General features: G+C 69.3%; 17 protein-coding genes and 3 pseudogenes. 12 read left to right on the top strand and 8 right to left on the bottom strand.

Annotation, left to right across the window (positions count from 1 at the left end; all coding sequences use genetic code 11):
• Nucleotides 1–88: 88 nt before the first annotated feature.
• Nucleotides 89–965 (top strand): annotated as a pseudogene (locus CRV15_RS37280) (IS3 family transposase); the annotation flags it as partial.
• Nucleotides 966–1,068: 103 nt separating this feature from the next.
• Here the strand turns inward: CRV15_RS37280 and CRV15_RS35590 are convergent.
• The 3 genes and pseudogenes from CRV15_RS35590 to sigK form a co-directional block, all read right to left on the bottom strand.
• A pseudogene (locus CRV15_RS35590) lies at nucleotides 1,069–1,571 on the bottom strand (transposase); the annotation flags it as partial.
• A 120-nt stretch (nucleotides 1,572–1,691) separates the two neighbouring features.
• Nucleotides 1,692–2,435 (bottom strand): anti-sigma factor, encoded by a 744-nt coding sequence (locus CRV15_RS35585; RefSeq protein WP_003952780.1) that lies wholly within the window; start codon nucleotides 2,433–2,435, stop codon nucleotides 1,692–1,694.
• Nucleotides 2,432–3,019 carry an ECF RNA polymerase sigma factor SigK gene (sigK, locus tag CRV15_RS35580; protein ID WP_003952779.1) on the bottom strand — a complete coding sequence of 196 codons (588 nt, stop codon included), beginning with the start codon at nucleotides 3,017–3,019 and terminating at the stop codon, nucleotides 2,432–2,434. The genes CRV15_RS35585 and sigK overlap by 4 nt, the downstream gene beginning before the upstream one ends.
• A 638-nt stretch (nucleotides 3,020–3,657) precedes the next feature.
• Between sigK and CRV15_RS35575 the strand changes: the two genes are divergently transcribed.
• On the top strand, nucleotides 3,658–4,311 hold the full coding sequence (locus tag CRV15_RS35575; RefSeq protein WP_003952778.1) for a fasciclin domain-containing protein: 654 nt from the start codon (nucleotides 3,658–3,660) through the stop codon (nucleotides 4,309–4,311).
• A 165-nt stretch (nucleotides 4,312–4,476) separates the two neighbouring features.
• Here the strand turns inward: CRV15_RS35575 and CRV15_RS35570 are convergent, their stop codons facing one another.
• Nucleotides 4,477–5,340 (bottom strand): DUF4394 domain-containing protein, encoded by an 864-nt coding sequence (locus tag CRV15_RS35570; RefSeq protein ID WP_003963749.1) that lies wholly within the window; start codon nucleotides 5,338–5,340, stop codon nucleotides 4,477–4,479.
• Between the two features lie 251 nt (nucleotides 5,341–5,591).
• On the opposite strand from CRV15_RS35570, the gene CRV15_RS35565 reads away from it, so the two are divergent.
• The 3 genes from CRV15_RS35565 to CRV15_RS35550 all read left to right on the top strand — a co-directional run bounded on the left by CRV15_RS35565 (nucleotide 5,592) and on the right by CRV15_RS35550 (nucleotide 8,720).
• Nucleotides 5,592–7,379, top strand: coding sequence for a cytochrome c biogenesis protein CcdA (locus tag CRV15_RS35565; RefSeq protein WP_009999692.1), 1,788 nt, complete (start codon nucleotides 5,592–5,594; stop codon nucleotides 7,377–7,379).
• A 102-nt stretch (nucleotides 7,380–7,481) separates the two neighbouring features.
• Nucleotides 7,482–7,724 carry a DUF2267 domain-containing protein gene (locus CRV15_RS35560; RefSeq protein ID WP_106428596.1) on the top strand — a complete coding sequence of 81 codons (243 nt, stop codon included), beginning with the start codon at nucleotides 7,482–7,484 and terminating at the stop codon, nucleotides 7,722–7,724.
• A 648-nt stretch (nucleotides 7,725–8,372) separates the two neighbouring features.
• Entirely contained in the window at nucleotides 8,373–8,720 is a 348-nt protein-coding gene (locus CRV15_RS35550) for a nuclear transport factor 2 family protein (RefSeq protein WP_003952773.1), read from the top strand.
• A gap of 395 nt (nucleotides 8,721–9,115) precedes the next feature.
• Here CRV15_RS35550 and CRV15_RS35540 read toward each other — a convergent pair whose 3' ends face one another.
• A complete protein-coding gene (locus tag CRV15_RS35540) occupies nucleotides 9,116–10,432 on the bottom strand; it encodes a bifunctional folylpolyglutamate synthase/dihydrofolate synthase (protein WP_230864278.1) in 1,317 nt (438 codons plus the stop codon).
• Nucleotides 10,433–10,715: 283 nt separating this feature from the next.
• Between CRV15_RS35540 and CRV15_RS36420 the strand changes: the two genes are divergently transcribed.
• Entirely contained in the window at nucleotides 10,716–11,465 is a 750-nt protein-coding gene (locus CRV15_RS36420; protein ID WP_197361317.1) for an IS5 family transposase, read from the top strand.
• On the opposite strand, the gene CRV15_RS35530 is transcribed toward CRV15_RS36420, so the two are convergent.
• Entirely contained in the window at nucleotides 11,426–12,064 is a 639-nt protein-coding gene (locus CRV15_RS35530) for an IS3 family transposase (protein WP_261785547.1), read from the bottom strand. The two genes, CRV15_RS36420 and CRV15_RS35530, sit on opposite strands and share 40 nt — an antisense overlap.
• Nucleotides 12,065–12,191: 127 nt before the next feature.
• Between CRV15_RS35530 and CRV15_RS35525 the strand changes: the two are divergent.
• Nucleotides 12,192–13,878, top strand: a pseudogene (locus CRV15_RS35525) (ISAzo13 family transposase).
• 13 nt (nucleotides 13,879–13,891) lie between these two features.
• Here CRV15_RS35525 and CRV15_RS36200 read toward each other — a convergent pair.
• Together CRV15_RS36200 and CRV15_RS35520 are read right to left on the bottom strand one after the other, a co-directional pair.
• Nucleotides 13,892–14,068 (bottom strand): hypothetical protein, encoded by a 177-nt coding sequence (locus CRV15_RS36200; RefSeq protein ID WP_003952765.1) that lies wholly within the window; start codon nucleotides 14,066–14,068, stop codon nucleotides 13,892–13,894.
• Complete coding sequence (locus CRV15_RS35520; RefSeq protein WP_003952763.1) at nucleotides 14,065–14,376, bottom strand: transposase; 312 nt, start codon at nucleotides 14,374–14,376, stop codon at nucleotides 14,065–14,067. The genes CRV15_RS36200 and CRV15_RS35520 overlap by 4 nt, the downstream gene beginning before the upstream one ends.
• Nucleotides 14,377–14,604: 228 nt before the next feature.
• Here CRV15_RS35520 and CRV15_RS35515 point away from each other — a divergent pair, with 228 nt between their 5' ends.
• The 5 genes from CRV15_RS35515 (at nucleotide 14,605) to CRV15_RS35490 (ending at nucleotide 18,946) form a co-directional block, all read left to right on the top strand.
• Nucleotides 14,605–14,886 carry a hypothetical protein gene (locus CRV15_RS35515; protein ID WP_003952762.1) on the top strand — a complete coding sequence of 94 codons (282 nt, stop codon included), beginning with the start codon at nucleotides 14,605–14,607 and terminating at the stop codon, nucleotides 14,884–14,886.
• A gap of 551 nt (nucleotides 14,887–15,437) precedes the next feature.
• The gene (locus CRV15_RS35510) at nucleotides 15,438–15,983 is read left to right on the top strand and encodes a hypothetical protein (protein WP_003952760.1); all 546 of its coding nucleotides are present in this window, start codon (nucleotides 15,438–15,440) and stop codon (nucleotides 15,981–15,983) included.
• Nucleotides 15,984–16,453: 470 nt separating this feature from the next.
• Nucleotides 16,454–16,798 (top strand): GNAT family protein, encoded by a 345-nt coding sequence (locus tag CRV15_RS35500; RefSeq protein ID WP_003952759.1) that lies wholly within the window; start codon nucleotides 16,454–16,456, stop codon nucleotides 16,796–16,798.
• A gap of 436 nt (nucleotides 16,799–17,234) precedes the next feature.
• Nucleotides 17,235–18,038: an SAM-dependent methyltransferase gene (locus CRV15_RS35495; RefSeq protein ID WP_003952758.1), complete on the top strand. Its 804-nt coding sequence runs from the start codon at nucleotides 17,235–17,237 to the stop codon at nucleotides 18,036–18,038.
• 410 nt (nucleotides 18,039–18,448) lie between these two features.
• Nucleotides 18,449–18,946, top strand: coding sequence for a hypothetical protein (locus CRV15_RS35490; RefSeq protein ID WP_009999686.1), 498 nt, complete (start codon nucleotides 18,449–18,451; stop codon nucleotides 18,944–18,946).
• Nucleotides 18,947–19,475: the final 529 nt, after the last annotated feature.

Raw genomic sequence — 19,475 nt, 5'->3', positions numbered from 1 at the left:
CGGGGAAGGTTGACCCGGCAGTGTGCGGCTGCTCCCTTGGAGTGGACACCCTGACAATGGATCTCGATGGTCCAGGGAGGATGTCCAGGTGGGACGCCGATCTCCGTGCCCGGAGGAGTTCCGGAGGGATGCCGTCGCGCTGTATCGCGCGGGCGGCGGCAGGCGTACGTACGCGGTCGCGGCCACCGAACTTGGTATCACCGGGGAAACTCTGCGCATGTGGGTCCGCAAGGACACCGGGGTCAACGTGTCGGCCACCGGGGGCGGGAGCGGCCCGGGGAGTCAGGCCGGCGAGCCGGTCGGACTGCGCGTCGAGAACGCCAGGCTCGTGAAGGCCCGCAAGAAGAAGCAGTTGGAGCACGAGATCCTGCGACGGGCGGCCATCTATTTCGCCAGGGAGGTGAAGTGAGGCCCCTCCACCGGGACTTCATCTCCGACCACCGCGCTGACTCCGGCGTCAAGCGGCTCTGCCGGGTCCTGGGGGTCTCCCGCTCCGGCTACTGCCGGCACCGGGGAACCGAAGTGACCCGTGCCGAACGCCAGGCCCACGAGGCGACGGCGTCGCCGAGACCATGAACATCCACACCGGGCACCGGGGCACCTACGGCGCCCCGCGCGTCCACGCCGAGCCGAGGCACCGGGGACGGAAGGTCAACCGCAAACGCGTGACACGGTTGATGCGCATCCACCACATTGTCGGGCGTCACCTGCACCGCACCAGGCGAACGACGATCGCCGACAGGACGGCCCCCGCCCGTCCCGGACCTGGGTGATGCGCGACTTCACCGCCGCCCCGCTCAACACGAAGTGGTGCGGTGACATCACCTGCATACCCGTCGGTTCGACGTGGCTCTGTCTGGCCACAGTGATCGACATCTATGCGTCGCCGGGGCATGGGCCGGTCAATCGCCAGCCACATGCACGCGTCCCTGGTCACCGGCGCCGTCGGCGTTTCTCGCTCGACCACCCCACACCGATCGAGTCCGAACAGCACCAGATCACTCCACGTACGCTGTCACTCGTCACATGAAACCCGGTGTCCACTCCCGGGGATCAACCTTAGTCGGACCATTCCGCCATCCCGTCCAGTACCTTGCCGGTGATCGTGGAGACGACCGCCTCGGACACGCTCGCGCCGTGGACCTCGGCCAGGCGGGCGGAGATCTCGCCGCGCGTCGGCCCCTTCGCCGACAGCGACAGCACCATCTCGTCCGCACCGGACAGGCGCTGCCGCCGCTTCTCGACGATGGCCGACCCGAACGTGCCCGCCACGCCCCCTCGGGCCCTGACCGCGACCGGGCCGACATCGGCCGGCACCGTCTTCGCCCGCATCCCGCTGCGGAAGCTGCCCCGGCCCTCGGCGTCACGCTTCCCGCCTCCGAGGTGACCGGAGGTCCCGCCCTCCAGGGCGGACTCCAGGACCCGCTTGGTGAGCCGCTGCCTCCCCCCGTCAGCCGCAGACCCCCGCTGCGGGCCCGGCCCATGGGCATCGCGACCAACTGCTCATCGCTCGGCGGCACGCCCGCCGTCGGCCCGCTGCCCGGTATCTGCTCGATGATGGTGCCGCTCATCCGGCGTCTCCTGGACCACCGAATCCGCCGATCATCGAACACTCCCGGTTGGCGAGGAGCCATGCGTGGGCCTGCGGGACGGGGAGTTCGGTTCCGTCCGGTGCCCAGCCGGTTGGTGTGTCATGTGGGGAGAGTCATCAGGAGGAGGGGTGGGGTGGTGGGGTGGGATGAGCCCGGGGAGGGTTCGCGGGTGAGCCCGAGGGCGGTGGCACCGGAGGGGTCGCCGTCGAGGAGGACGGTGCCGTCCCGGTGGATGAACCCGGCCGGACGCATGGTTCCCCCCTGGTCGAGCCAGAGCTGGTACGTCGTGCCGGAGGCGGGTTCGGGCAGCCCTGTGGCGGTGACGACGGCTCTGCCCCGGCTGGTGGAGGCGACCACCGTGACCAGCGCTCCGTTGCGCGCTCTGCCGTGGGCGGTGCGGGCGTCGGAAGCGGCGAGGACGCCGCCGATGTCGTCGAGGTGCCGCTGGCTCTGGGCGGCCCGCCGCCGGTGTTCCTCGCTCGTGTGGTGCTGCCAGGTGGCGAGTCCGGCGAAGGAGGCCGCCGCCGCGAGGCTCGCGGCCAGGGCGAGGGGCATGGCGATGCGGCGGCGCGAGCGCCAACCGGTACCCGGTGCCGCCGTGCGGGGGGGTTGCTGACGGACGCCGTCGATGGCCAGCATGGTCCGCTCTTTGACAGCCGGGGGTGGCGGCTGGGCGACGGCGGTGGCCAGGCGGGCGGCGGTGGCCTCGAATTCGGCGACGTCCTGGCGGCATTCCTCGCAGTGACGCAGGTGGTGTGTGAACGCCTCGCGGTCGTCGTCTTCGAGGGCGTTGAGGGCATGGGCCGCGGCGAGGGTGTGGACGTCGGACACGGGCTGTTTCATGTGGTCACCCCCATGCAGTCGCGGAGCCTGATGAGGCCGTCGCGCATGCGTGTCTTGATGGTGGGCAGCGGTGTGCGGAGTGTTTCGGCGACTTCGCGGTAGGTCAGTCCGCGGTAGTAGGCGAGGGTGACGGCCTGGTGCTGGAGTTCGGTGAGCCCGCGCAGGCACCGGCGTACCTGTTCGCTGTCGAGGCGTGTCTCGACCTGCTCGGCGACGTCGTCGAACGCGGTCCGGTGCTCGCGGGCGGCCTGGGCCCGTTCTCGGTCGGCGGCGGCCTGGGCGGAGCGCACCCGGTCCACCGCTCGGCGGTGGGCGATGGTCGCCGTCCAGGTGGTGACGGTGCCGGAGTCCGGGCGGTAGTGGGCGGCCCGCCGCCACAGGTCGATCATGACTTCCTGGGCGACTTCCTCGGACTGGGCACGGTCGCGTACGACCTTGACCACGATCCCGAAGACCAGGGGGGCGAGGGCGTCGTAGAGGGCGGCGAATGCCTCTTTGTCGCCTTGAGCGGTCTGCCGCATGAGGACGGCGAGGTCGCCTGTGCCGGTGTGCCCGGTGGCGGTGGTGGGGAGCGGCCGGTTCACCGGGCGGGCCCCGGCTGAGGTGACCGGATGGGGCGGAAGCCGGTGTCGGCCGCCCTCGGGCGGGCTGTGATCGCCATGGAGATCCCTCGGATCTGGGGTGCGTGGCCGCCGGGTTCACCCTCTGGCAGACGGTGACCTCGGCGGTGGTCTCCTGAGATGTTCGGAGCGGGCCCGGAGGTGGATGGGTGGGAGCGCCCGGCGGTGGACGGGTGGGAGCCCGGTCCGCTGGACCCGCCTGCCGAGCGGGATGGGGTCAACGCCTGGCGCCGGGCCGGCCGGACAGAGTGTCGCCGAAGGGCGGCCTGACCGGCCGGGAAGTGCCTGCGGGTCACCGGAAAGGATGACAGGCCCATCCGGCGGGCCGCTGCCTGCGAACAACGGGCATGGAACATCCCGCCTCCGCTTCCCCCTGCCGGTGCCGGCACCGGCACCGGCAGGAGAGGAGTCCCCGCTCTCTGGCTTTTCCGCGGGGTGCCGCCCGGTTGACCGCGCTGCCCTCTGCCCCGCGGTGGGCCGCCCGGCTGCCCTGCCTGCCGCCGCCCGGATCGGTGACAGCCCCGCACCGTCGTCCCCCCTGTTTCCCTGACTGCCGGGACAACCCGCCCGGCGCCATGCTTCTGCAAGAGGAGATCCTGATCATGAACCGTCTGCGTATCCGCCGTGCCGCGACCGCCCTCGCGGCGGCCGTGGTGCTGCCCCTCGCACTGGCCGCCTGCTCCGGCCCGGACTCCGGGAAGGACACCAACGCCGCCTCCACCCCGGCTTCCGACGAGGCCGCCCAGGCCGACAAGGCACCGGCGACTGACGCGATGGCGCCCGGCACGCCGTTCGGCCCCGCCTGCGCCGGTGTCCCGAAGGAGGGCGCGGGCAGCTTCGACGGCATGGCCAAGGATCCTGTCGCCACCGCCGCCTCCAACAACCCGGCCCTGTCCACCCTGGTCGCCGCGGTCAAGCGGGCCGGCCTGGTGGACACCCTCAACAAGGCCGAGGGCATCACCGTGTTCGCCCCGACGAACGACGCCTTCGCGAAGATCCCGAAGGGCGATCTCGACAAGGTCCTCGCCGACAAGAAGACGCTGACCGACATCCTCACCTACCACGTCGTCGGCCGGAACCTGACGCCGGAGCAGTTGCAGAACGGCTCCTTCGAGACTCTGCAGAAGGGCATCGTCACCACCAGCGGATCCGGCCGGGCCTACAAGGTCAACGACACCGCGAAGGTCGTCTGCGGCAACGTCAGCACTTCCAACGCCACCGTCTACATCGTCGACACCGTGCTGATGCCCGGATAGCCGCCTCTTCCTGTTGCTGTCCCAGCCCGGCGGCCCGGGACCCCTTCGAAGCCAGAACGGGGTGCCGGGCCGTCGGCGTCCGTGACACGGGGAGGCCGGCGGCCCGTTCCGGCCCGGGCCCGCGCCACGGAACCTCGGTGCCGTGGCGCGGGTGGCGTCCGGGGGCTACCTCTGGTTGAGGGGCAGGGCGATATCGGTGACCTGGCGGGACTTGGGGAAGGCGCCCTTGTCGGTGGCCTTCCCGGTCAGGACGTCGATCGCGTAGAGGCGGTGGGCAGCGCCCGTGCCGATCGCGGCGAAGCCGTGGTTGGTCCCGGTGGCCGGGTGGTAGTAGATGTCGAATCCCGCGTCGGGACCGGCGTCCGTCCCGAGGCCGCCGGTGGGGGCGAGGGTTCCGGCGTTGGCCGGGGACTGCAGCGAGGTACGGTCTGCTGACGTGTCCAGGTCGAACAGGGTTGTCGCGGTGGCGGCGCTGAGGTCGTTGTTGGTGTAGGCGGCGCCGGTGACCCCGAGGGCGGTCGACGGTGGTGTGGTCGGGTTGGTGAGCGTCCCGTCGGCGGTGGTGGTCAGAGGGGCGGCCGGGTCGTCGATGTTGTGGCGCAGGTTCTGGCCGGTGTCGGAGATGACCCGCAGCCGGTTCGCGGCCGGGTTGAAGTCGATGCCGAACACGCCGCCGGAGAGCGCGACGGTCAGCCGGGACACTTTGACCGCCTTCGCGTCCGCGGTGTTCAGGGTGTAGATGCCGCCCTGGTCGCCGACGCCGTACAGCTTCCCGTTCTGCACCCGGAAGTCGATCCCGACGAGCCTGGTGTCACCGGCGAGCCCGGAGACCCCGCCGATCGACCACGGCGCGGACGGCTTGTCGACGTCGAACCCGACCAGTCGCTGGTCGCTGGTCAGTCCGATCGCGGTCAGCGCCGTGTGGTTCATGGCGGGCGGCGCCTGCGCGGGGCCGGCTGTGGCGAACGCGGGTGCCGCGTACAAGGCGGCCACCAGGAGCGTGGTGGTGGCAGTGGTGCGGTTTCGCATGATGACTCCCAGATCGGGTGCCCCGGCCCCCACGGGCCGGAGTCGGGAGAGGTTCGGCGCCGCGGCCCGCCCGGATGTGCCACGCCCGGACTCCACCCGCGTGGCGCACGAAACCGCACAGCCACCGCCCGGTGGTTGTCCGCGGTCCTCCCGCAAGCACAGCGGGCACCCGGCCATCCACCGGGGCGAGGGGTCCGAATCATCTGCCGAGGGGACGCGTCCGGCGTTCCACCGGCAAGAGGCGGTCGCCCATGCTCACCCTTGTCCTCATCGGCCTCCTCGGCGGCCTCATCACCGCCGTCTCACCCTGCATCCTGCCCGTGCTCCCCGTGGTGTTCCTCGCCGGCGGCACCGCCGGACAGCCCCCACCGACCGACACCCACACCGGCACCAGCACCACGACCGCAGGCCGGTCCGCAGACGGTGCGGTGCTCCTCCGTACCCCGCCGAAGGCCCCACCGCGCCCGTCCCACAGCCGCCGTCCCTACGCCGTCGTCACCGGCCTCGTCCTGAGCTTCAGCTTCTTCACCCTGCTCGGGGTGACGATCGTCTCGGTCCTCGGGCTGCCCGAGGACATCCTGCGCCACACCGGCCTGGCCCTCCTCGTCCTGATCGGCCTCGGACTTCTCTTCCCGCCCGTCGAACGGCTCCTGGAGAAGCCGTTCTCCCGCATCCCCCAGCGCCAGGTCGACAAGGACGGCAGCGCGCTCGTCCTCGGCCTGGGCCTCGGCCTGCTCTACGTCCCCTGCGCCGGACCGGTCCTCGCCGCGATCACCGTCGCGGGTGCCCGCGGTGAGATCAGCGCCGACGTCATCGCCCTCACCCTCTCCTTCGCCGCGGGCACCGCGATCCCGCTCCTCGCGTTCGCCCTCGCCGGCCGCCGGGTCGCCGAACGCGTCACCGCCTTCCGCACCCGCGCCCGCGCAGTGCGGATCACCGCCGGAATCCTGATGATCGCCCTCGCCGCGGCCCTCGCGCTCGACCTCACCACCGCGCTCCAGCGCGCGCTGCCCGACTACACCGCCGCCGCCCAGCGCACGGTCGAGGACCACGAGATCGCCCGCCAGAAGCTCTCCGGCCTCTACGACGACTCCAACAAGGAACTCTCCCGCTGCCAGGACGGCGCCGGCGAACTGCGCTCCTGCGGCCAGGCACCGCCCATCGAAGGCATCCACTCCTGGCTCAACACCCCCGGCAACCGCCCCGTCGACCTCACAAGCCTGCGCGGAAAAGTCGTTCTGATCGACTTCTGGACCTACTCCTGCGTCAACTGCCAGCGCGCCGCGCCGCACCTGCGGGACTGGGACCGCACCTACCGCGACGCGGGGCTGCACACCATCGGTGTGCACTCCCCCGAGTTCGTCTTCGAGAAGAAGCGGGGCAACGTCGCCGCCGGGGCCCGGAAGCTGGGTGTCACCTGGCCCGTCGCCCTCGACAACAAGCTCACCACCTGGAACAACTACCGCAACCGGTTCTGGCCCGCCAAATACCTCATCGACGCCCGCGGCACCGTCCGCTACTTCAAGTTCGGCGAAGGCGAATACGACAAGACCGAAACACATATCCGGGACCTGCTCCGGGAAGCGAATCCCACCATCACCCTGCCAGACCCCACCAACCGGGCTATGGACGACCTGACCAAGGACCGCACCCCGGAGAGCTACCTCAGCACCCACCGCATCCGCAACTACACCGGCACCTCCCTCACCGACGACACACCCACTCGCTACCGCTTCCCCCGCCAGCCCCTCCCCCTCAACTACATCTCCCTCGACGGCACCTGGACCGCCGGATACGAACACTTCACCGCCGGACCCGGCGCACGCCTCGCTCTCACCTACCGAGCCAAGAACGCCAACATTGTCCTCGCCGGAACCGGCAAAGTGACCGTCCTCGTCAACGGCACACCCACCCGCACTCTCACCATCTCCGGCACCCCCGCCCTCCACCGCCTCACCGACGACGGCACCCCACGCACCGCACACCTCGAACTCCGCATCACGCAAGGAATCCAGGCGTACGCCCTCACCTTCGGATGAAACACGGCCGCCCCACCACCCCTAGCACTCCGCGCAGCACCATGAGCGAACCACCCAAAGCCAGGCAAGTCACCCGTCAGGGGTCCACACGACAGCCGCCGGATCCTGCCTGGGTACCTGCTCCGTTTCCGTGAGCCGACGCCCGGGGGCCCTGGGTCAAGGCCCCAGGAGTTCTGCACCCGGGTCGACGGACACACCGGCCGCCGCCCCCGAACCCCCGAATGGGACATCCACGCCGTCCTGTCCACCCTCGCCGACCACCTCACCCCCACCGCCCGTACCACCCTCAAAGCACACCTCCCGCACGGCCTGGACGGACTCCTCGACCCCGCTCCCCCAGGCTGAAACGGACCACCCCCGAAAGGGCCGGGCAGGCCCCGCTGCGCGCCCGTACCCCGCCTCTCCCGCATTCCGCCCGCCGACGGGCATCTCCGGTACCGGCCTGAGCCGGGAGGGGCACCCGACGGCCCGTGCCCGGGGGCGGGCACGCGGGAAAGGACCAGGTACCGCACCCTGCGGGGACCGGCACGCCGCGGCGACTCCTCCACCGGACGAGGCGTCAGCCCGACTGCGGCACCGCAGGCATCTTCCTCTGGCCGACCCAGGGGGCGCGGTCCTGTGGGCCGGTGTCCCGGCCGAAGCTGGACGAGCGCCTGTTCGCCGCCCTGGAGGAGGAAATGGCCCATAACCCGGTCACGGCTGGCCGGACCGGCCCGCGACCCTGGCCCGGACATGTGGCCCCGCCTGGAACCACCGCGGCGGCGCTCGACGCCCTGCCTCGTCTTCGAGGTCGAAGCCGGATTCCCGATGACGCCACCCACCGCACGTACCTGGTCCCGTCGCGGGATCATCCCGGTCGTCACGCGCCTGACCCGGCCGGACCCGCTGCGGGTGCGTTGCACATGAGCCGCCCGTAGGCTCGCACCGCTGGGGCACCGAGTGCGGAGATCGGCGAGAAACCTTGTGGACCGGACGGGGAATGGAGCGAGACCGATGGTGGATGACCAGGTCAGCCGCAATCTCAAGGGCATGGACGATCTTGATTTCACCGGATGGAACAGGGCCGACTGGGACGGTGTGTTTGCCCACCACCACACCGACGATGTCCTGGTCGACTGGAAGGGCCAGCCGCCCACCCGTGGCGTGAGGGAGCACATCGACGCCATGAAGGCCTATGTCGCGTCAGTGGGTGGCACGCCGCCGCAGATCACCTCTCACCCCATTGCCTTCGGGTCGGGTGAGTGGACCTGCGTCATCGGCGAGTTCGAAGGCGGCGGGCGCATGGTCACCGTCGCGAAGTGGCACGACGGTGCCATCGCCGAGGAGTACATCTGGGCATAGACACGGAGGCCGGACCCGCTACCGGGCGCTCGCCGAACACGCCAAACGGGAGGCGTACCCCGAAGCCGTCGAGACCGCGCACGCCGACCTCGCCGACCTCCACACCAGCGAAGTCCCCGGCCCCGCCCCGCCAGCCCTCACCAAATGTCACTCTGACTACACAGAGCTACTTGTCACGCTTCACCGTAGCTTCGGGAGACAGGGCCGTCTTCAGTGTCCTGTCGCACTGAGGCTGTCGGATTCTCAGGGCTTCTCGTTCGTGCTGTCGGATTCTCACTGCGCCGTGTGGTGAGTGATCATGTTTGCCGTTTATGTGGGGTTTCATCTTATTTCTCTGGTCCGGTTCCCGCTGTGCCTGTCACGGCCGTTGCGGCAGGCGTCCGTCGTGAGCCCCCTCACACGGGCTGCAAAGCGAGTGCGGTGCGGCTTTCGCCTACGAGGCGCAGCGAGCCGAAGACGACGATCAGGCCGCCGGGCCCTGCGAGTTCGGCGGCCCGGTGCAGTGCCGCTGGGGTGTCTGCGGCTGTCAGGCACGGTCCCTGGCGGGCGGGGGAGAGCCGGCTGTGCAAGGTGGTGGGGTCCGCGGCCTGGTGCGAGTCGGTGCGGGTGAGGACCAGGGGCCAGTTGGAGGGGAGGGGGGTGAGCATTCCGGAGACATCCTTGTCGTCCATCGCGGCGAAGACCAGCACGGGCGGGCCCGAGTGGCCGTCGTCACGGGCATGGCGCAGGATCTCCGGCGCGACGGTCGCGACACCTTGGGGATTGGTGGCGCCTTCCAGGAGGACACGGCCCGTCCAGTTGCCCAGCCGGGCGTGGGGAACAAGTTCAAGGCGGCCGGGCCAGCTTGTGGCCGCCAGTCGTGCGCGGAGTTGTTCGCCGTCCGGCTCGCGGATGTATCCGCGTTCGGCCATCGCGTCCACTGCGGCGATGGCGACCGCGAGGTTGTGGTGCTGGTGTGGGCCGGGCAGAGGGCAGGGCAGATCGTGGTGCACGGCGCGGGGGGTGGTGACGTCCACCAGCGTCGCCGGGCCGTGGTTGCCGTCCCGGCCGACAGCGCGGGCGGTGTAGTGGATCTCGTGGTCCATGCGCCACACGGACAGTCCTGTCCGTGTCTTGAGGACCCGCTCCGCGCTGGTGGCCGCTTCGGGGGCCAGCCGCCCGAGAACCACGTGGTCCCCGTCCCGCACGGCTTCGATCTTGGCCTGAGTGATCTGGGCCAGGGAACTGCCGAGCAGCCTGGTGTGGTCGAGTCCGATGCCGGTGAGGACCTTCACGTCCAGGCCGAGTTCCGCAGCCGCGGCTCTGCTCCCGCCGATGCTCGCCTCGGCCACCGCCAGGCGAACGCCCGCCCGTCGGAAGTGCACGGCCGCGGTGGTCGTGAAGATGCCCTGGGCCAGGACGGACAGACCGTGCTGCTCGATCACACGCCAGACCTCGGCGAACACCGCGGTGTACTCGGCGCGCGTGACAGGAACCCCGTCGATCCGGATTCGCTCCCTGGGCTCCTGCAGGTGCGGGCTGGGCAGACTGCCCACCCGCGCGCCGGCCGCGGCCACCGCAGACACCGCGAACGCGCAGGTCGACCCTTTGCCGTTCGTCCCGACCACCAGCATCCCGCGCAGCCCCCGCTCAGGACGGCCCAGCGCCTCCAGCAGTCTGGAGACGTTCGCCTGCCGCACCTCCCGAGGAAGCCCGTGCGGGTTCTCGTGCACCTTTGCGAGGATGTCTGTGCAGCGCTGGTAATCCACCCGCCACATTATGGCACTGAGCGCGATGAGACAGAAGCACTGGGTGACGATCTCTGTGCCCGGCAGCCCTTTCTGGACACCTGGCGACGACAGCCGAGCTGAACTGAGTGGCTGTTGTCGTTCCGATCTTGAGGGGTGGGTGTCGAACGGGAGTCTCGATTGGGTGATCGCGGTCGGCCGCGGGCATGAAGGCAGGGCCTCTTGGTAGCTCGGGGTTGCGAAGCCAACCGAGATCCAGGAGGCCCTGTTGCCGCAGTTGTACGTGCTCGCGCCGGTGGATTTCAACTCGGCTGCCCCGTCGTGTGATTGCTTCGCTCATCGGTTCGGGAATGCGGCCGATCACCCGGAGCGTGTCCGGCGGTATCCGTCGGACATGACGGACGCGGAGTGGTCGGCTGTCCGGCCGCTGCTGCCGGTGCCGGGCTGGATGCGGGGCCGGGGCGGACAGCCGGAGGCGTACTGCCACCGGGCCATGTTGGACGCGGTGCGCTACCTGGTGGACAACGGGATCAAGTGGCGGGCGATGCCGGCCGACTTCCCGCCGTGGGACCGGGTCTATGCGTTCTTCCGCCGCTGGCGTGACCGTGCCCTGGTCAGGGAGTTCCACGACCGGCTGCGCGGCCGGGTCCGCCTGGAGGCGGGGCGGGATGCCGAGCCGAGTGCGGGAGTGATCGACTCGCAGTCGGTCAAAGCCGACGCGGTCGTCGGCGCCGACAGCCGCGGCTTCGACGGGGGGAAGCTGATCAACGGGCGCAAACGGCACGTCGTGGTCGACACCCTGGGCCTGCTGCTGGGCGTGATGGTCACGAGCGCGGGGATCGGTGACCGCGCCGCCGCGAAGGTTCTGCTCGAGCAGGTGGCCGACGCGCACCACCGGCTGGAACTCGTCTGGGCCGACGGCGGCTGCACCGGCAGCCTTGAGCTGTACCGAGTTTCGTGGAGCCTGGTGGTCTTGGTTCATGCGGACTGCGGGGTTTGTTCCTGGCCTCGCCAGTAGTCCTGTTCGTATTCGCCAGGCGGTACGTAGCCGAGGGCGGAGTGGAGTCGTTCTTCGTTGTACCAGGTGATCCACTGGAAGATCGCCCGCTCCACCTGGTCGATATCCTTCCAGGGGCCTTGCATCTCAACGAGTTCGGCCTTGAAGGTGCCGTTCAGGGCCTCGGCCATCGCGTTGTCGTACGAGTCCGCGACCGAGCCGACGGAGGCTGAGGCACCGATGTCGGCGAGGCGGTCGGTATAGCGAATTGACACGTATTGCGACCCGCGGTCGCTGTGATGGATGAGCCTGGAGCCCTTCTTGAACCTTCGTCTCCACAGCGCCATTTCCAGTGCTTCCAGAGGGAGTTCCGTACGCATGTGGTTCGCGACCTGCAAGCCGACGATCATCCGCGAGTACACGTCCAGGACGAACGCCACGTATGTCCACCCGGACCACGTGCGGACATAGGCCATGTCCGCCACCCACAGCTGATCCGGCCGGATCGCGGTGAAGTCGCGGTCGACCAGGTCCGGCGGCCGGGGAGCCGACGTCTCCGGGACCGTCGTCCTGCGCCGGCGGCCACAGATGACGCCCTCCAGGCCCAGCTCGGCCATCAGGCGCTCGACAGTGCATCAGGCCACTTCGTGGCCCTCGCGCCGAAGCACGCGGGTCATCCGGCGGGCGCCGTAAGGGCTTGCCGGGAAACAAGTCGTAGTTTCCAGGGGTGGGGCTCGTTGTTGTGGTATGGGGAGACCGGAGGGGATCGAGGCCGTTCTGGCTGCGAAGTTCCAGGTGTTGTTGCCGCATCTGGACGAGCGTCAGCGTCGGTTGGCCATAGGAGCGGAAGCGCTGTCACTGGGGCATGGTGGGATCAGACTTGTCGCTGCCGCGGCCGGGGTCCGGGAGGGCACGGTCTCGCGCGGGGCGGCCGAGCTAGCCTCTGGTCCAGCTCTGGTGGGGCGGGTCCGGCGTCCTGGTGGGGGCCGGAAGAAGGCTGCGGACCGTGATCCAGGGCTGCGGCCGGCGCTGCTGGCGTTGGTCGAGCCCGACGAACGCGGCGACCCGATGTCTCCACTGCGGTGGACGACGAAGTCGACCCGGAAGCTGGCGGCGGAGCTGACCCGGCAGGGTCACCGGGTCTCCGCCGATACGGTCGCGGGCCTGCTGCGGGAGGAAGGCTTCAGCCTGCAGGCCAACCAACGTCAAAACCATCGAAGGCACTCAGCACCCGGACAGGGATGCCCAGTTCCACTACCTCAACGAGCAGGCACGGGACCACAGGGACACCGGTGACCCGGTGATCAGCGTGGACAGCAAGAAGAAAGAGCTGATCGGCGACTACAAGAACGCCGGGCACGAATGGCGGCCCGCGGGACAGCCTGTGAAGGTCAAGACGCATGATTTCCCCGGCCAGGCCGAGAAGGCGATCCCGTACGGGATCTACGACATGGCCGCGAACACCGGCTGGGTCAGCATCGGCACCGATCACGACACCGCGGCGTTCGCCGTCGCCTCGATCCGCCGCTGGTGGCAGGCCCGCGGCCGGTACGACTACCCCCGCGCCCGCCGACTGATGATCACCGCCGACGGCGGGGGATCCAATGGCTACCGCACCCGGGGCTGGAAGACCCAGCTCGCCGACCTCGCCGCCGAGACCGGCCTTGACATCACCGTGTGTCACCTGCCGCCGGGCACATCGAAGTGGAACAAGATCGAGCACAGGCTGTTCTCCCGCATCACCATGAACTGGCGCGGCAGACCCCTGACCAGCCACGAGGTCATGCTCCAGACCATCGCCGCGACCACCAGCCGCACCGGACTCACCGTCCACGCCGAACTCGACAGCGGCGAGTACCCCACCGGCATCCGCGTCAGCGACAACGAGATCGCCGCCCTGCCCATCAACCGCCACCGCTTCCACGGCGACTGGAACTACACCCTCCACCCCCAGCATCCGGCGGACACGGCGACCACCGGCAGTACACCGGACGAGGCCATGGCGGACCGGCTGACCTACCTCACGCCGCGTACGCTCCAGCACCCCGAACTGACCGGGATGACCCGTCTGCAGCTCAGCCAGCTCATCGACTCGTTGACTCCAGCGATGGAGGTTCAACGCGAGCAAGTGCTCCGCACGCGTCGGGGCCATGAGCGCCTGGTGGCCCCGGGCCCAGGCGCCAAAGCCAAGCTCACCTACGCCGACCGTGTCCTGGCAACCGTTCTCCACCTGCGAAAAATCGCGACCATGGACCTCCTGGGCCAGCTCTTCGACACCACCGCCATGACCATCAGCCGCGCAGCGAAAGACGTCCGCCCGCTCTTGGACGCCCACGGCATTCACATCCCCGCCTCGACCGCCCGCTTCCGCACACCAGCTGACATTGCGAGGTTCCTCGACCTCGACAGAATCAAGATCAAACCGACGGGTTGATTCCCGGCAAGCCCTAAGTACCGCCCGAGACAGTGTGGTCCTCCTCGATCAGCGGCATCAGCTGTTCGTCCCGGAGCCGACGGGCGGACTTCGGCCGCTTCTTGCGGGCGAAGTACGTCGACAGCGACAGCTTCAGTACCCGGCAGACGGGATCGACCCCGAGGCCCTTGTCACGCAGGTGGTCGATCACCTGCTCGGCCTCGTCCGGGGACGGTCGATCTCCTGGGCGAAAAACACCGAGGCCGCTTTCAGGATCTCGTTCGCCCGCCTCAGCTCCGCCACTTCTTTGCGGAGCCGCTTCAGCTCGTCCTGCTCGGCGGTGGTCAGCCGGTCGTCGCGTTCGCCGCGGTCGGTCTCGGCCTGGCGGACCCAGCCGCGCAGGGCCTCCTTGTGGATGCCCAGGTCCTTGGCGACGTGCGCGATCGGCCGACCGGTGGCACGGACCTCACGGACCGCGCGCTCGCGGAGCTCATCGGGGTATTTACGGGGTGCTGGCATGCTGCTGGTGGTTCTCCTTCGCCAGGACCGTAACCCTGGCATCAGAGACTCCACAAAACTCGGTACAGCTCACCCGGACCACCTCACACAACTCTGGACCGGAACCCACCCCGACGCACTCACCGCCCTCACCAGAGCCACCCACATCACCCTCACCGACACCACCTGGGGCCCCTCCACACACCTCTGGACCACCCTCACCAACACCCAGACCACCGGAACACCCCCATGCTGACCCGCCCACACACCACCCTGCTGCTCGCTGTCCCGTTCGCCGCGGTGACGGTCGCCGTCGTGCTCAACGCCAGCCGCCTCAAGCTCCACGCCGACCGGCACCGCATCGAGATCGCCGCCCGTCCCCGGCCCGCCTGCCCCCAATGCCACGGAAACGGCGGCTGGTGGACAGACGGAGCCTTCCCCGACATGGAGGCATGCAGCTGCTGGGCCGACCGCCGCGAACTACGCATCCGACTCCTGCCCGCCCCCGCCTGGAACGAGCCACCGTTCTGACAGCTCATCGGTGAACCCGAGCCCGGAAACGCATCTGGACACTGGGCGGAGTCGACCCCGCCGCACTCGCCATCACAGGCGCCACCCCGGTCGCTCTGGTCGCTGTCGTCGGCGTCACCACTCGCATGATCAGCCGCGCCCTCCGGGACGGAGCCTCCACGCTGCCGAGGCCGACCCACACCACCACCACCGACCCGGCCCACATCCAGCACACCGAACCGCACACGACAACCCGAGGACTTGGCCGGACCGCCAACCAACTGGGACACCATGAGTGAAGTTGACCCTCATCACCCGATACCGGGCCGAACCCGCAAGGCCTGTGCTCCCCCGCAGCCCTGCGGGGGAGCACAGGCCCTCCGGCGTTTCAGGGCCCCTTCGGCGGGTCGTGCTGGAGCCCGGGTTTTCACGCCGTGAAAATCCTGGGGCAGGATCTGCGGCCGGGCTGCCGTCCCCCGCACCTCGGTAGGCCCGACATCCGATGCGGCACCGGACCAAGCAGCGCCGGCGTTGGGAGGTCCTTCCCCTCGGATCGGCCCTAGGCTTCGCGGATGGCGTACGAAGAGTTGTGCTGGGAACCGGTAGCGGCGCTCCCGGAAGGCGAGCCCGAGACGTCCTTCGGCGGGCGTTGGGAGGACCGGCTCTGGCTGAACGTTCCCGGCCCCTTCTACACCGGCATCGCCGACAACTGCTGGACGGGCCGGCTGCACGCACCGCGTCGTGTGCTCTACGGCGGCGAGCACTTCAGTGAGTACGTGTATCGCCAGCCGGCGACCACGGCCGAGGTCCTGAACCTGGCGACGGCAGCCCAGGTAGATCCGTACCGCGGCTACGCCTGCGACGGCGACAGCCGATGGACACCCGAGGCCGTCCGGGGCTGGTGGCACGACCGCGGGCGGGTCACCGGGCACCTGGAGTCCCTCCTGCCCAGATGGTCGTCCAGCGACAGGACCGACGAGCGGGAAGCCGCGGAGGGGCTGAGGGACTTCGCCGCCTACATCACCGAAGGGCTCGGCACGGACCTCCGGAAGTACCTCTTCCGGCTTGAAGAAGGCTGCTACCCGAAAACCCCCGGACCACTGCCTGAGCTCCGATGAGCAAAGACGGCCACGAGGTACTCGGTACTCCCGCACCCGGACACCCGTGAAGTGGGTTCAGGCTCAAGGTCGCGCGACCCCGATGCCAGGTCGCTCGGTCCTGCCGAGGGCGATGAAGGCCCCGGTGGTGGGAGATCACGTCCCGCGGGCAGATCGCTGATGGTGGAGGCGGGAATGGGAACTGCCGGGACGCCTCACCCGGTGTGGACCCAGACGGTGAACTCGTCGACGAGCCCTGGCGGGTCGGCCGCCCGGTCCGGCGAGCGATTTCCTCGTAGTACTCCAGCTCGTGGAGGATCACCGGCACCGGCCTGCCGATGGCGCTCTGGATGACTCCACTGTGGTGGGGTTGCCGGTGACCGTGAACTCGTTCTGCAGCCAGAAGGCGCAGGCCCTGTGTCCCCGGTCGCAAGGGGTCTGTGGCAATTATCGGGGGGCTGTCGGGTGGGTCGGTCGGGCACAATGCGGCCATGGTTGATCATGTTCGAGATGCTTCGCGCCCGGATTTTCTCAGCAAGCCGTCGCTGGGCGGGGAACAGGTACTGCTCCGGCCGGTCACGGCCGATGACATGCCTGCGCTGATGCCCATGCTCATGGACGCCGAGACATCACGGCTGACCGGCAGCCATGACGACGGGCCACTCGATGAGAGGCGCATACACGCCTGGTACGAAAGCCGCCGGCAGCAGGACGACCGGCTGGACCTGGCGGTGGTCGAGCCGGCGACGGGGAGCATCGTCGCCCGATCCCGACCCTGGCAGCCCACGGACAAACTCTGGCCACCAACAGCCACGCGGACGGCCGACCAAGACTGACAGCCGTCCCCACGGACAGCGACTTTCGAGCAGAATCAAGGCGTGCTCGAGATATTGATCTTCCCTGTGGAACCATCTTGGAGTGGCTCGTGGGGATCTGACCGACGAACAATGGGGGCGTCTGAGGGCGGAGCTGGCCGAGTTACCGGTGATGGGGCGCAAACCCCGGGACCGGCGGCAGGTCTTCGACGGGATCTGGCCCCGCTTCCTGCGGATACACCGCCTGGCGTGCCCGCTGCCCCTCCGACCGGCGTTCCCGCGCTCACGTATTTCCGGGTCGACGTGCGGAGATCCCGGACCAACTCGTTCTGAAGAGCGGTCTTCCCCGGGGCGCCACCGTATGGGACACATGGGATGTCGTCGCCTCGTACCGGCAACTCCTGAACGCATCGTGCGCAACGGCACTTCAGCCCGATGAATCGAAAGAGGCACTCTCATGAATGAACCCTTCTCCGGAACCACCCGCGGGGAGATCGACACCTCGGTCCCGCACAGCGCCCGGGTCTGGAACTACTGGCTCGGCGGGAAGGACTACCACCCCGCCGACCAGGCCGCCGGCGACGCCTACCGCGAGCGCTACCCGGACATCGAGCCCTTCGCGAAAGAGTCCCGGGCCTTTCTGATCCGGACCGTGCGCTACTTGGCGCGCGAGGCGGGTATCCGACAGTTCCTCGACGTGGGTGCCGGTCTCCCCACAAGCAACAACACCCATGAGGTCGCCCAGCGTATCGCCGCGGACTGCCGTGTCGTCTACGTCGACCACGACCCCCTCGTCCTGCTGCATGTCGGGGCCATGGGCCTCAGTACCCACGAAGGGGCCATGGCCTACGTACTCGCGGACATGCGGGACACCGACGCCGTCATCGACGGCGCGCTCAAGACTCTGGACCTCACCCGGCCGGTCGCCCTGGTCATCTCCGACGTGCTCGGCCACATAGTGGACTGGGACGACGCCCTGGGCCTGGTACGACGCCTCGTCGGACGGCTGCCCTCCGGCAGCTACCTGGCTCTCAGCCACTCGACCGCCGCCGACGAGAAGCACCGTGCCGTCCAGGAGGAGTACAACAACTCCGGAGCGATCCCGTACATCTTCCGCGAGCCGGAGCAGACAAAGGCGTTCTTCGACGGCCTGCAGCTGGTCGAGCCCGGCTTCGTCTCCTGGCCGAACTGGCGGCCCGACGGGAACACCGGCCGCCTCACCGAGCGCGCCGGCTGGGGCGGCGTCGCCCGCATTCCGTAACCGGAAAACTGGGCTTATGGGTCTCCAACACGAAAATGAGGCAGGACACACTCACCCCGGACCAGCGGGACGCACTCGCGAAACCCGGCATGGGCTGGGCGCGAGACACTCCCCCGCCCTTCGTTGAGTCCAGAGGTCAGCGAGCGCACCGACCCGGCCCCGGGACATCGTGCCCCGGGGCCGGGTCGGCAGCCACCCGCCCTGGCGGGGACACCGGAAGTCGGCATCGGCTACAGGGTGAAGGCAATCCGCAGGCTCATTCCACCCCGGCGTTCCCGGACGAGCCGGATGGACCGTGTGGACGTCTCCGCCACGGGATCCGGGGAGGCCGTTCCACCGGTGGCCGTGTGCCGACATTGTCCGGTTTCCGGTCTTGCCGTTCTGTCCCGGCGGGGATTGAGTTCATTCTCATGATCACTCAGATAGTGACCCTTGTCGGTGTCGTGGTCGGCGCCCTGACCTCGTTCCTGGCAGCCACCATGGCCGAGCGCACCCGGCACCGGCAGACCATGGCAACGCGCTGGGACGAACGCAAACTCAGCACCTACATCGAATACGCCTCCTGTGTGAAGGAGATTTCGAGCACGGCGAAACGAGCCCGGCTCGCGGCGGAGGGATCGGACGAGCGGCGGGAGTATCTCGCCGCGATGGAATCGGCCGAGCTGAGGAGGTCAGTGCTGTTCGAGACCCTCGTCCTCCTCGCCTCCCCGGCCGCCACCGAGGCCGCCCACCAGGTCAACCTCGCCCTGTGGCGGGCTGTCGAAGCGACCCGCGCCCAGGATGCCGTGCCTGAGGAAGAAGAGCTGATCAGCCTGATGAACACCTACCACGAACAAGCCCGAGCCGATCTCGGCGTCCTTCGTCTCCCCGCACCCGACCAGGAACGACCCGGCCGACGACGCCACTGACAGAACCACCACCACGCCGGCCACGGCCGACTCCGGCAGCCGGCCCACGGGAAGGAATCCGGGTGCGTACGGTTCGCTCCCTACCGGATACGGGAGTCCCCGACAGTTTCCGTACAGCGATTCGACGGGTGATGTGCTCGTTCGGCGAATGGCTCCCGGCGCCCGGTCCGGCGGTAGCGTGGGTCTGCCGTGGGAGGAGCGGACGGACATGACGGCAGTGGACTGGGCGGGTGCGGTGCGGGAGGCCCGGGAGTCCACCGGCTTCGGCGGTGAGGTTCCCGCCCGTACCGTGGCGGCGGCACGGACAGCGGTCCGTGCCGAACGGCGGGCCGGTTTCGACCGGGAACTCGGCGGCCTTGACGGGGCGCGGCGTTCGATGTGTTCCTCGGTCACTGGTGGGTCCAGGCTCTCGTCGACATCGCCGAAGGCGGGGTGGGAGTGGGAATGTGCGGGAGCGGGTCATTGAGTTCGCGGATCTCGCTGTCGCCCTGCGGGCGCGCGCCGCGGGCGGGCCGGTCCACAGCCCGGC

The organism is Streptomyces clavuligerus, assembly GCF_005519465.1.
Taxonomy (GTDB): domain Bacteria; phylum Actinomycetota; class Actinomycetes; order Streptomycetales; family Streptomycetaceae; genus Streptomyces; species Streptomyces clavuligerus.
This window is presented reverse-complemented; position numbering and strand designations above follow the sequence as displayed.